Raw genomic sequence first — 12,500 nt, 5'->3', positions numbered from 1 at the left:
GCGTTACGCCTTCTTACTCTCCGGTCGTCCCGTGGCAATGCGCCACTTCCCACTCGACCGGAACCCATGCCCAACACCCCACGCCGGGGCGGCAGGCCCGCGCTCGCGCGCCTCGTCCGCTTCCTTCTCGCCGCCGGCCTTGCCGGCGCGGCCCTGAGCGGCCGGGCCTTCGAGCCCGAGACCATCGACATCGCCACGCTGTCCGGCGACGCGAGCCAGCGCCTCTGGCTGCCCGACGCGGTACTCAGCCACATCGCCGACGGCCGCCTGCTGGTCGTGGACGGCGCGTCGATGAAGGTCGCCGCCACCGTCGGCGCCGGCATGTCAGGCCAGTACACGCTGTCGCCCGACCGCGGCGAGCTGTACGTCGCCACCACCTATCACTCGCGCGTCGATCACGGCGAGCGCAGCGACGTGCTGTCGATCCTCGACGCGAGCACGCTGCGCTACAAGGGCGAGGTGGTGCTGCCGCCCAAGCATGCCCAGGCCATCGCCGTGCGCGGCCTGCTGCGCACCACCGCCTCGGGCCGCTACGCGCTCGTCTACAACGCGACGCCCGCGACCTCGGTCACGATCGTCGATCTGCCCGCGCGCGCCGTGCTCGGCGAGATCCCGACGCCCGGCTGCTGGGCGCTGTTCCCGGCGCAGTCGGTCGAGCGCCGCTTCGCGACGCTGTGCGGCGATGGCCGCCTGCTCACGGTCGATTTCGACGAGGCCGGCAAGCCGGTGCGTCAGGCGCGCGGCGACAAGGTGTTCGACCCCGACACCGACCCGCTCTACACCGGCGCCGAACAGCTCGGCGACGACTACCTGTTCGTGTCCTTCCACGGCAAGGCACAGCGCATCAACGTCGCCGGCGAGACGGCCAGGCCCGTCGAGGCGCCGTGGAGCCTGCTCGACGCGCGCGACGCGAAGCAGGGCTGGCGGCCCGGCGGCTACCAGTTCTACGCCGTGCACGCGCAGAGCAACCGGCTCTACATCGGCATGCATCCGAAGGGCGCCGACGGCACGCACAAGAACCCGGCGAAGGAGATCTGGGTGTTCGACCTCGCCACCCGCAAGCGCTTGCAGCGCCTGCCCGGCTTCAACGCGACGGCGCTGGGCGTGACGCGCACGCCGCAGCCGACGCTCTACGTGCTCGACGGCGCGACGACCGATCTCGTGCGCGTCTCGCTCGACGGCAAGCCACGCGAGACCGGCCGGCTCAAGGCCGCCGTCGAGGCCCCGGCCGTGGTGGGGGTGAACTGATGCCCGCCCTCGATCCCGTCGTCGCGGGCTGCGCGGCCACCGGCCTCGCGCTCGTGCTGCTCACGGGCGCGGTGCACAAGCTTGTCGACCGCGACGCCTTCGCGCGCACGGTGGCCGAGCACCAGCTCCTGCCCGATGCGCTCGTCGCGCCGGCCGCGCTCGCGCTGCCCGCCGCCGAAATCGCCGCCGGCGCCGCGCTCTGCCTCGACGGCGCGCGCCCGGCCGGCCTGCTCGCCGCCGTCGCGCTGCTCGCGCTCTACACCGGCGCGCTCGTGCTCAACCTGCTGCGCGGCCATGTCGAGATCGACTGCGGCTGCGGCTGGGGCCGGCACGCCGGGCGCGGCGCCCGCCTCACCTGGGCGCTGCCGCTGCGCAACTTCGCGCTGCTCGCGCTCGCGGGCGTCGCCGCGCTGCCGGTCGCCGCGCGCGACACCGTGTGGATCGACAGCCTCACCGTCGTCGCCGGCGGCGGCCTGCTGCTCGCGCTCCATCTCACCGCCCACCAGCTTCTCGTCAACCAGCCGCGCCTCGCGGCACTGCGGAGACCGTCATGACCGACGCCCTGATCATCTCGAACCTCATTCTCTGGATCGCCCTGGTCGCGGTCGTCGTCGTCTGCCTCGCGCTGGCGCGGCAGATCGGCATCCTCCACGAGCGCATCGCGCCGATGGGCGCGCTCATGCTCGACGCCGGCCCCAAGGTGGGCGACGCCGCGCCGCGCCACGAATTGCGCACGCTCGACGGCCGCGATCTCGTCATCGGCGACGAGGCCGCCACCGGCCGCGCGACGCTGCTGTTCTTCCTCTCGCCGACCTGCCCGGTCTGCAAGAAGCTGCTGCCGATCATCAAGTCGGTGGCGAGCCGCGAGGCGATCGGCACGCGCGTCGTGCTCGCCTCCGACGGCGAGCAGCCCGAGCACCTCGAGTTCGTGCAGCGTGCCGGGCTCCAGTCCTTTCCGTATGTGCTCTCGACCGCGCTGGGCATGGGCTTCCACGTGAGCAAGCTGCCCTACGCGGTGCTGATCGGCGCCGACGGCCGCATCGAGGCCAAGGGCCTCGTCAACTCGCGCGAGCAGCTCGAAAGCCTGTTCACCGCGCGCGAGCTCGGCGTCGGCTCGGTGCAGGACTACCTCGCCCGCGCCTGACCGCCGCCCTTCACGAGCACGCGCGGCCCGCGCCGGCCGCGCGCCCTTCCCGCAGGACACCAACACATGAACTGGTTCGACAAGCTCTTCGACCGGGGCACGCGCAGCGTGGCCCACAACAGCTCGCGCCGCAGCGCCATCACCGGCGTCGCGAAGCTCCTCGTCGGCAGCGCCTTCGTGCTGCCCGTGCTGCCCTTCGACCGCTCGGCCAAAGCCGCCGAACGCGAGGCCGCGAAGAAGGCCGCGCACAACGACGACACGAGCTGCGACTACTGGCGCTACTGCGCCATCGACGGCTTTCTGTGCACCTGCTGCGGCGGCGGCATCAACACCTGCCCGCCGGGCACCGAACCCTCGGCCGTGGCCTGGATCGGCACCTGCCGCAATCCCAACGACGGCAAGGACTACCTCATCAGCTACAACGACTGCTGCGGCGTGACCGCCTGCGGCAAGTGCGCCTGCAACAACAACGTCGGCGACCGCCCGGGCTACCGGCTCGGCTCGCACAACGACGTCAACTGGTGCATGGCCCACGGCAATTCGATGTACCACTGCACGGTGGTCGCGGCCGTCGGCATCGCGGACGGCGCCTGACCGTGCGCGCCCTCGCCGCCTTCGTGACAGCGCTTGCAGCCGCCACCGGCGCGGCGCCCGCCCTGGCCGACCCGGCGGCCGGGCACGGCAACAGCCCGCGCGTCAACTACCTGCTGCATTGCGCCGGCTGCCATCTGGCCGACGGCGCCGGCAAGCCCGACCGCGGCATTCCGGACATGCGCGGCCAGATCGGCCACTACCTGCGCACGCCCGACGGCCGCGCCTATCTCGCCCAGGTGCCCGGCGTCGCCAACTCGGCGCTCAGCAACCGCGAGATCGCCGACGTGCTCACCTGGATGGTCCCGACCTTCAGCCGCGCCGAGGCGCCGGCCGCCAGCCCGCCCTACACCGAGGCCGAGGTCGCGGCGCTGCGCGCGAGCGTGCCGGCCGACATCCCGGCCGAGCGCGCGCGCGTGATCGCGCGGCTCAACGCGATCGGGCTGGCCGTGCGCTAGCCGCCCGCCCCGCGAGGCCCGCCGCCGAGCCGCCGCCAACCGTCATTCCTCGGCAAGCAGTCCGTCCTCCACGGCGCGGCGCGCGTCGTGCCGTCCATCGCATCAACACAACCATCACAGAGGCGCTTCATGAAGCCAGCCCGCAAGCTCGTCGCCGCAGCCGTCACCGCGGCCCTCACCGCGCTCGCCGCCCCCGCCGGCGCCGCCGATGCCGACCGCCTCGGCAAGGACCTCACCGCCACCGGCGCCGAGAAGGCCGGCAACAAGGACGGCAGCATTCCCGCCTTCGCCGGCTGGGAAGGCCCGTCGGCCGGCTGGAGCTACGGCAAGAAGCGCGCGGACTTCTTCCGGCACAAGGCCGAGAAGCCGCTGTTCACGATCGACGCGGGCAACGTCGACAAGTACGCCGACAGGCTCTCGCCGGGCCAGGTCGCGCTGGTGAAGCAGCTCGCCAACTACAGGATGGACGTGTACCCGTCGCACCGGACCTGCGGCGTGCCCGACTTCGTCGAGGCCAACACCGCGAAGAACGCGGCGGGCGCCGCGAAGCTCGGCCCCGACGGCTGGAGCCTCAAGGACGCGGTCGTGCCCGGCTTTCCGTTCCCGATCCCGCAGAACGGCGTCGAGGCGATGCTCAACGCCAAGCTGCGCTATCGCGGCGTGGCGGTGGAATACAAAGCCAACATCACCGCCGTGTCGCCGCGCAAGGGCGGCAGCGAATGGATCAAGGCCGGGTCGGAGCAGACCAACTACATGCCCTGGGGCGTGAAGGGCAGCAACACGCTCGCGAAGCTCGGCAGCGTCGAGTACTACACCTACTTCGCCTACACCACGCCGGCCGCGCTCGCCGGCCAGGCGCTCGCCATCACCACCTGGCTCGACCAGCCCGCGAACGAGACCTTCTACTACTTCCCCGGCCAGCGCCGCGTGCGCCGCATGCCGAGCTATGCCTACGACTCGCCCCAGCTCGGCATGGAGAACCAGTACACGCTCGACGAGCCGATGGTGTTCAACGGCGCGCTCGACCGCTTCGACTGGAAGCTCGCGGGCAAGAAGGAGCTGTACGTGCCCTACGACAGCTTCGGCGCCAACGACTTCGGCGCGAAGTTCGAGGACGTGGCCGGCCCCGACCACATCGCCAACGACCATCGCCGCTACGAGCTGCACCGCGTCTGGGTAGTGGAAGCGACGGTCAAGGGCGGCACGCGCCACCTCGCGCCGAAGCGCACCTTCTACCTCGACGAGGACAGCTGGAACATGGTGCTGGCCGACGACTACGACGCCCAGGGCAAGCTCTGGAAGGTACGCGAGGGCTTCCTGCTGCCCGTGTACGAGACCGGCTCCTGCGACGTGTCGGCGTTCGCGCAATACAACCTGGCCGAAGGCCGCTACGTGTTCGACATGCACGCCGCCGGCACCGGCAGCGACATGCAATGGGTGACCGAACCCAGGGGCGAGCGCTACAAGCCCGGCTTCTACACCTCCGACAACCTGCGCGCGATCAGCGACCGCTGAGCCTCGTCACGACCTCCAGGAGCATGACCATGACCCGGAATCTCGTCGCGGCGCCGCAAGCGCTTGCAGGCCTCGTCACCACGCCGCGCCTCGCGGCCGCCGCCCTCGCGCTCGCCGCCGCCTTCGCCCCGCCCGCCCAGGCCTTCACCTTCGACGGCGACGGCTGGAAGGGCAGCTTCGACTCGACCCTCACGCTCGGCACCGGCATGCGGCTGGCCGATCCGTCCTGCGACCGCGTCGGCGACCTGTCGTTCTGCGGTGGCGCCGCCCCCTTCGTCTGGAGCAACGGCGACGACGGCAACCTCAACTACCGCAAGGGCGACTTCTTCACCACCTACCTCAAGGGCAACCACGAGCTGCTGCTGAAGTTCGCCACCGGCACCACGGTGATGGCGCGCGGCACCTGGCTGCACGACTTCACGGCCGACGGCACCGAGCGCACGGCGCTGTCGAAGGAGACGCGGCGCTCGGTCGTGAACGACGCGCGCCTGCTCGACCTGTGGGTATCGCAGACCTTCAACCTCGCCGACGAGCGCCAGCGCGTGCGCGTCGGCAACCAGGTCGTGAGCTGGGGCGAGAGCCTGTTCGTGCCGGGCGGCATCAACGCCACCAACGCGATGGACTTCCAGCGCCTGTCCACGCCCGGCGTGCAGCTCAAGGAAGTGACGCTGCCCGCGCCGATGGCCAGCGTGGCCACGAGCCTCGGCAACGGCCTGAACGCCGAGGCCTACTGGCAATTCGGCTGGAACCGCAGCCGCTTCGCGCCCGTGGGCAGCTACTGGTCCTTCGCCGACAACTACAACAAGGGCCGCGTGCCGATCTACCTCGGCCTCGACCCGCAGACCGCCGCCGCGATCGGCGCCGAGCCCGGCGCGGCCGTGGGCTATGCCGCCGACCGCCGCGCGCGCAACAACGGCCAGTACGGCGCCTCGCTGCGCTGGCAGCCCGAATCGACCCAGCTCAACCTCGGCATCTACGCGCTCAACTATCACGACAAGACGCCCAACCTCGCCTTCGTCAACGGCCAGAGCCAGGCGCAGTGGACCTTCCTCGAGGACCGCAAGCTCTACGGCGTCAGCGCCAACCTTCCCGTGGGCAACTGGGCCGTCGGCACCGAACTGTCGTACCGGCCCAAGGACGCGATCGCGCTCGGCAGCTGCTACGAGCCGGGCGCGGCCGGCGTGACCCTCGCCGCCACCGGCAACTGCCAGCAGTGGATCGACCAGAAGCGCTACCAGCTCCACGTGACGGGCCTGCTCGCGTTGAACCCGGCCGACCACGGCTGGCTGCTCGACGCGGTGGGCGCGAGCACGGGCGCGGTGTCGCTCGAGGCGGTCGGCATCAGCGTGCCGGGGCTCAAGTCGAGCTACACGCGCAGCGCGCCCGACGGCGTGACCGTCACCCAGCTGCCGGCGGCCGGACTGTGGGGCTACTCCGCCGACGGCGGCGCCACGACCTTCGGCGTCGGCACCAGGACCTCGTGGGGCTTCGTCGCGGACGTCAACCTGACCTGGGACGGCACGGTGATCCCGGGCTGGCAGCTCACGCCGGGCGTGACCTACTCGCGCGCCGTCAAGGGCCGCACGCCGACCTTCATGGCCACGTGGATGGAGGGCGCGCAGTCGGCCAACGTCTATCTGCTGTTCAACCAGAACCCCGCGATCTGGCAGGCCGGCATCAACTACACCGCCTACTGGGGCGGCAGGTACTCGACCGACCAGCCCTATGCCGACCGCGACTTCATCGGCGCCTTCGTGTCGCGCAACTTCTGACGCCATGTCCACACCTTCCCTCCTCGCCCGGGTCGAGACCGCCGCCTTCGGCTGGCGGCGCCCGATCCTGGCCGTGCTCGCGCTGCTCACGGCCGTCATGGGCTGCTTCGCGCTGCAACTGCGCATGGATGCCGGCTTCGAGAAGCAGATGCCGCTCGGTCACGAATACATCGAGACCTTCCACACCTACCGCGACGACGTGCTCGGCGCCAACCGCATCAACATCGTCGTCAAGGCCCGTCACGGCAGCATCTGGACGCCGGCCGCGCTGCGCCGCCTCTACGACGTGACCCAGGCCGTCACCTTCCTGCCCAACGTCGAGCGGCTGGGCGTGCAGTCGCTGTGGACGCCCAACAGCTTCGTCAACGAGATCACCGAGGAAGGCTTCCGCGCCGAGCCGGTGATTCCGGGCACGGTCACGCCCGAGCAGCTCGACGAGGCCACGATCGCCGACATCCAGCGCTCGACCGCCGCCGGCGGCTACGTCGGCAAGCTGGTCGCCCGCGACCAGACCAGCGCGATGATCACCGCCGAGCTCAACGAGTACGACGCCGCCGGCAACAAGCTCGACTACATCGCCTACAACCACATCCTCGAAAACGAGATCCGCGCGAAGTTCGAGGACGCCGACTACGAGGTGCAGATCATCGGCTTCGCCAAGCAGATCGGCGACATCGCCGACGGCGCGAAGTCGGTGCTGCTGTTCTGCGGCGTGGCGCTGCTGCTGACGGCCGGCGCCGTGTACTGGTACTGCCATTCGCTGCGCTTCACGCTGCTGCCGATAGCCTGCTCGCTCGCGTCGCTGGTGTGGCAGTTCGGCGCGCTGCGGCTGATCGGCTACGGGCTCGATCCGCTCGGCGTGCTCGTGCCCTTCCTGGTGTTCGCGATCGGCGTGAGCCACGGCGTGCAGCAGATCAACTTCATCGTGCGCGAGATCGCGGCCGGCAAGACCACAGACGCGGCGGCGCGCGCGAGCTTCAGCGGCCTGCTCATCCCGGGCACGCTCGCGCTCGTGACGGCCCTCGTCTCCTTCATCACGCTGCTGATGATCCCGATCCCGATGGTGCGCGAGCTGGCCATCACTGCCTCGCTCGGCGTCGGCTTCAAGATCGTGACCAACCTCGTGATGCTGCCGCTCGCGGCCTCGCTCATGCACTTCACGCGCGACTACGCCGACAAGGCCATGCTCAAGCGCGAGCAGCGCGCGCAATGGCTGCAAGCGCTGTCACATCTCGGCCGGCCACGTCCGGCGGCGGTGGTGCTGGCGATCACGGCCGTGGTGTTCGGCGTGGCCGTGTGGCAGAGCCGCGACCGCGTGATCGGCAGCCTGGAGCCGGGCGCGCCCGAGCTGCGCGCCGACGCGCGCTTCAACCGCGACGCGCTGGCGATCGCCTCGGCCTACGACACCGGCCTCGACTGGCTCACGGTCGTGTTCGAGGCGCCGCCCGAGTCCTGCGAGAACAGCGCGATCGGCGCCTACCAGGACCGCTTCGTCGCACGCATGGAGCACCTGCCCGGCGTGCTGTCGGTGGCCTCGTACTCGGGCCTGCTACGCGACTACAACGAGGGCTACAACGAAGGCAACCCGAAGATGAACGTCGTGCCGTCCGACCCCGGCAACCACGCGGCGCTCAGCACCGAGATCGCGCGCATCCGCGGCTACACGCGCAAGGACTGCTCGATGAGCGCGGCCCACCTGTTCCTCACCGACCACAAGGCGACGACGATCCGGCGCGTGATCGCCGCGACCGAAGCCTTCCGCGCCGACGACCGGCTCGACGGCGTGACCGTGAGGCTCGCGGCCGGCAACGCGGGCGTGCTCGCCGCGATCAACGACGAGGTCGAGAAGTCGGAGCTGCCGATGATGCTGTGGGTGTACGGCGCGATCGTCGTGCTGGTGCTCGCGGCCTACCGCGACCTGCGCGCGGTGCTCGCCTGCTGCCTGCCGCTGACGGTCGGCACCTTCATCGGCTACTGGTTCATGAAGTCGCTCGACATCGGGCTGACGGTGGCGACGCTGCCGGTGATGGTGCTGGCGGTCGGCATCGGCGTGGACTACGCGTTCTACATCTACAACCGGCTCCAGATGCATCTCGCGGCCGGCGAGGACATCGCGGGCGCGCTCGAGCATGCGATCCGCGAGGTCGGCATGGCGACGATCTTCACCGCGATCACGCTCGCGATCGGCGTGGCCACGTGGAGCTTCTCGTCGCTCAAGTTCCAGGCCGACATGGGCAAGCTGCTCGCGTTCATGTTCGTCGTGAACCTCGTGATGGCGATGACCGCGCTGCCCGCGCTCGCGGTGTGGCTGGAGCGGCTGTTCCCGCGCCGCAGGCCGGTGCGCGCCAGCAGCCTGATGGCGCACTGAACGGAGATGGACATGAAGCAAGACACGAGTGCCACACGCCCGATCGGCGCGCCCGCGCGCGATGACGGCGCCGGGCGCGTGGCGGCCACGCAGCCCGCCCGCCTGCTGCCGGCGCTGCTCGCCGCGCTGATCTGGCTCGGCGGCCCGCTGGCGGCGCCGTCCGTCGCCGCGCCGGTCTCGGCCGCGAGCGCGATGCCCGGCACCGACGGCGCCACCGCCGAGCCGGCCAACACCGGCGCCGGCGCCGACCTGCCCGCCCGCCGCGGCCCCGACGCGCTGCGTTCGATGCTGCTCGGCAGCGCCCGTGCCGGCGCGCGCATCGTGGCCGTGGGCGAACGCGGCGTGGTGCTGCTGTCGGACGACGAGGGCGCGAGCTTCCGTCAGGCGCGCGCGGTGCCGGTGCGCGCGACGCTCACGGCCGTGAGCTTCGCCGACGGCCGTCACGGCTGGGCCGTCGGCCATGACGGCGTGATCGTCGCCACCGCCGACGGCGGCGAGACCTGGACGCTCCAGCGCCGCGACACGACGGTCGATCAACCGCTGTTCTCGGTGCTGTTCACCGACGCGAACACCGGCTGGGCCTGCGGCCTGTGGTCGCTGCTGCTGCGCACGACCGACGGCGGGAAGACCTGGCGGACCGTGAACCTGCCCGTCCCCGAAGGCGCGAAGCGCGCCGACCGCAATCTCTACCGGCTGTTCGCCGACGCGAAGGGCGGCCTGCACATCGCCGCCGAGCGCGGCACCGTGCTGACCTCGGCCGACGCGGGCGCGAGCTGGCGCTATCTCGACACCGGCTATCGCGGCAGCCTCTGGGCCGGCGCCGCGCTGGACGACGGCACGCTCGTCGTCGCCGGCCTGCGCGGCAACCTGCGCCGCAGCACCGACGGCGGCCGCAGCTGGCAGGCGGTCGAGACCGGCGTGCGCAGTTCGATCACCGACCTCGTCGCCGACGGCAAGCGCTTGCAGGCCACCGCGCTCGACGGCATCACGCTCGACAGCAACGACGGCGGCGCGAGCTTCACGCATGCCCAGCGCGACGACCGGATGGCGCTCACGACGCTGGTCGCGGGCAGGGATGGGGCGGTGGTGTTCGGGCGGGGCGGGCCGGCGGGCGGGCGCTGAGGACACCGGCATCGCCGCCGTCCGCCCGCGATCAGGGCTTGGCCGCGAACAGCGCGTTGATGGTCGTGGGCCAGGCCGGCTTGGGCAGGGTGAGCAGTTCGGCCCGCAACTGCGCGCGTGTCGCCTCGGACCAGCTGCCGCTCGGCGTGCGCGAGATCTCGGTGGAGATCGGGCGAATCGGCAATGTGCTGAGGTGATCGAGGAAGGCGCTCATGTCGCTGTCGTCAATCACGACACGTCGCTCCGCGAGCGCCTTGCCGCTCTTGCAATCGACCAGCCCCAGCTTGCCGACCATGTAGACGATGGAGCTGTTGGTGTTCCATGGCACGGGCGGCGCGGAACGCGCGTACACACCCAGGCCCATCATCTGCTGGCTGGTGGAACTTGCCATCTGCTGCGGGGTTTCCCCCTTGGTCAGCACCATCACCGCGTCGAGCGAATTGGCGCGACAGTAGTCGAGCACCGCCGGTGCGACCGCCTCCCAGTCCTGGTTATGGCTGGCGAAGGCACGCTCGAGCTTGTTGGCCGGCGCGAACCGGTCTCTCGGCGGCACCGCTTTCACGTAGGTGATGGATCGCTTGTCCGCCAATGCGGTACCGAGCTGCTCTTCGTACTGTTCATCGAGTTGCCAGGAGGCGATGTCGATGTCGTCGTACTCGTTGCCGAACACGGTCAGGCCCGTATAGCTGCGCGCCAGCCGGTCGGCCACGACCGACACGACGCCGAGGCGCTTGATGCTGGCCATGGCATCGGGCGCGACCGCCCGCGGCGGCTGTGTGGCGCACCCGACGAGCAGCGTGGCCACGGCAAGAGGCAGCAAGACATTGGAGGGACGGAGAAATGGCGTCATGGTGAAGTGGCGAATCGCGAATGGAACGATAGGTGCCGGACAGCCCACGCGGCGCCTCCGGCGAACCGGAGCGACCCGAATCCGTGCCACCCCGCGCAGCCAGCATAGTCGTGGCGCCCGCGCCTCGGGATGTCGCCGATCCGGAACGGCACGCCTGATCGCGGCATGCGCCCCACTTGGCCGTGTCGCAGCTCACGACGACCGACGACGCGCAGATGGGCAGCAGCGCCGCGAGCCGGCGGATCGTGCCGCGCATCACCCGAACATCAACTCACGCCGCTAGCCCCAGCCCCCCGCGCGCCGCCGCGATCGTCTCCGACGGCAGTTCGTGGAACAGCTCGCGGTACTCCGCGCTGAAGCGGCTCAGATGCCAGAAGCCCCAGCGCTCGACCACATCCCTCACCTTCACGTCGCGGTGCGCGCCCGCGAGCAGATCGCGCCGCGCGCCGTTGAGCCTCAGCGTGCGCAGATAGGCGAGCGGATTCATCCCCAGCACCTGCTCGAAGCAGTACTGGAGCGTGCGCCGCGACACGCCCAGCGCCCGGCACACGTCGATGATCTGCACCGGCTCGTCGAGGTGCCCGAGCGCGAAATCGCGCGCCCGCTTCACGACCTGGGTGCGGTTGATGTCGGCCGGCGCGAACTCCGGCAGCCCGACCGACTGCTCGACGATCGGCATCAGCGCGCCGAGCACCGCCTGCTCCACTTCCACGCGCGCATGCGCGTTGCGCAGCCGCCCCGGCTGGTCGAACAGCGCCTGCGCCGCCGCCGCGATGCTCTCGCCCGCCGTGCGCACCAGCGTCTCGTCCTCGACCAGCGCGATGCGGCTGCCGCCGAGCCAGTGCGTGGTGCTGAGCCGGCTCATGACCCAGGCGTAATCGGCCAGCGCCTCGCCGCGCACGCTCACGACCAGCAGATCCATCGGCGGCAGCACGCCTTCGATCTCGACCCCGCCGCGAAAGATCGGCAGCGTCCCGCGCCCCCAGCGCCGGCCGTTCAGCAGGCTCTCGTCGCTGCCGGCGAAGCCGAGCGGAAAGCCGAACACGATGTCGCCGGCCGGTCCGCAGCCGCGCTCGCCGAGCACCGCGTTGGTCGATTCGGTGAAGATCTGCACCGACCCGACGCGCAGCTCGCGCGACTGGCTCACGAAGCGGCCGGCGGTGAGCTGGTCGTATTCCAGTTCCCAGCCGTCGAAGGCACAGGAGCTGTTGGCCTCGAAGAACTCGCCCGAACGGATCAGGCAATCGGGCGCGAGCGCCGGAATCGGCGTCGCGCGAAGCGAATTGGCATGAATGGCGGAAGTGGCGTTCATTGCGGTGCGGGAACAATCGGATTGCCCCGTCAATGCAATTGCCGCACCAATTGACAAATCGGCCATTCCGCTATCGGACGGCTTTCAATTTCAGATTCAATTACGCCTGATTCCGCCACG

Annotated in this window: 11 protein-coding genes; 9 read left to right on the top strand and 2 right to left on the bottom strand. The window is 70.6% G+C overall.

Annotation, left to right across the window (positions count from 1 at the left end):
* The first annotated feature begins 66 nt into the window (after positions 1-66).
* From H566_RS25000 to H566_RS0113270, 9 genes are all read left to right on the top strand, one after another.
* A complete protein-coding gene (locus tag H566_RS25000) occupies positions 67-1,248 on the top strand; it encodes an amine dehydrogenase large subunit (protein WP_051378723.1) in 1,182 nt (393 codons plus the stop codon).
* The gene (locus H566_RS0113305) at positions 1,248-1,802 is read left to right on the top strand and encodes a MauE/DoxX family redox-associated membrane protein (protein ID WP_034411548.1); all 555 of its coding nucleotides are present in this window, start codon (positions 1,248-1,250) and stop codon (positions 1,800-1,802) included. Before H566_RS25000 ends, H566_RS0113305 begins: the two co-directional genes overlap by 1 nt.
* Positions 1,799-2,392 carry a methylamine dehydrogenase accessory protein MauD gene (gene mauD / locus H566_RS0113300; protein WP_028311825.1) on the top strand — a complete coding sequence of 198 codons (594 nt, stop codon included), beginning with the start codon at positions 1,799-1,801 and terminating at the stop codon, positions 2,390-2,392. Before H566_RS0113305 ends, mauD begins: the two co-directional genes overlap by 4 nt.
* 66 nt (positions 2,393-2,458) lie before the next feature.
* Positions 2,459-2,986 (top strand): methylamine dehydrogenase light chain, encoded by a 528-nt coding sequence (locus H566_RS0113295; RefSeq protein ID WP_028311824.1) that lies wholly within the window; start codon positions 2,459-2,461, stop codon positions 2,984-2,986.
* Between the two features lie 2 nt (positions 2,987-2,988).
* Positions 2,989-3,441 (top strand): c-type cytochrome, encoded by a 453-nt coding sequence (locus tag H566_RS0113290; protein ID WP_051378722.1) that lies wholly within the window; start codon positions 2,989-2,991, stop codon positions 3,439-3,441.
* Positions 3,442-3,570: 129 nt separating this feature from the next.
* Positions 3,571-4,956: a DUF1329 domain-containing protein gene (locus H566_RS0113285; protein ID WP_028311822.1), complete on the top strand. Its 1,386-nt coding sequence runs from the start codon at positions 3,571-3,573 to the stop codon at positions 4,954-4,956.
* A gap of 29 nt (positions 4,957-4,985) precedes the next feature.
* Entirely contained in the window at positions 4,986-6,728 is a 1,743-nt protein-coding gene (locus tag H566_RS24995) for a DUF1302 domain-containing protein (protein WP_084545093.1), read from the top strand.
* 4 nt (positions 6,729-6,732) lie between these two features.
* Positions 6,733-9,096: an efflux RND transporter permease subunit gene (locus tag H566_RS0113275; RefSeq protein ID WP_028311821.1), complete on the top strand. Its 2,364-nt coding sequence runs from the start codon at positions 6,733-6,735 to the stop codon at positions 9,094-9,096.
* 192 nt (positions 9,097-9,288) lie between these two features.
* A complete protein-coding gene (locus tag H566_RS0113270; protein ID WP_084545092.1) occupies positions 9,289-10,218 on the top strand; it encodes a WD40/YVTN/BNR-like repeat-containing protein in 930 nt (309 codons plus the stop codon).
* A 31-nt stretch (positions 10,219-10,249) separates the two neighbouring features.
* On the opposite strand, the gene H566_RS0113265 is transcribed toward H566_RS0113270, so the two are convergent.
* Both H566_RS0113265 and H566_RS24990 read right to left on the bottom strand, forming a co-directional pair.
* Entirely contained in the window at positions 10,250-11,068 is an 819-nt protein-coding gene (locus H566_RS0113265; RefSeq protein ID WP_156924423.1) for a hypothetical protein, read from the bottom strand.
* Between the two features lie 271 nt (positions 11,069-11,339).
* A complete protein-coding gene (locus H566_RS24990) occupies positions 11,340-12,380 on the bottom strand; it encodes a helix-turn-helix domain-containing protein (RefSeq protein ID WP_051378721.1) in 1,041 nt (346 codons plus the stop codon).
* Between the last annotated feature and the right edge of the window lie 120 nt (positions 12,381-12,500).

Origin of the sequence: Derxia gummosa DSM 723 (genome assembly GCF_000482785.1) — a bacterium.
Taxonomy (GTDB): domain Bacteria; phylum Pseudomonadota; class Gammaproteobacteria; order Burkholderiales; family Burkholderiaceae_E; genus Derxia; species Derxia gummosa.
The sequence above is the reverse complement of the archived record's forward strand: the minus strand, read 5'-3'. Positions and strand labels throughout refer to the sequence as shown.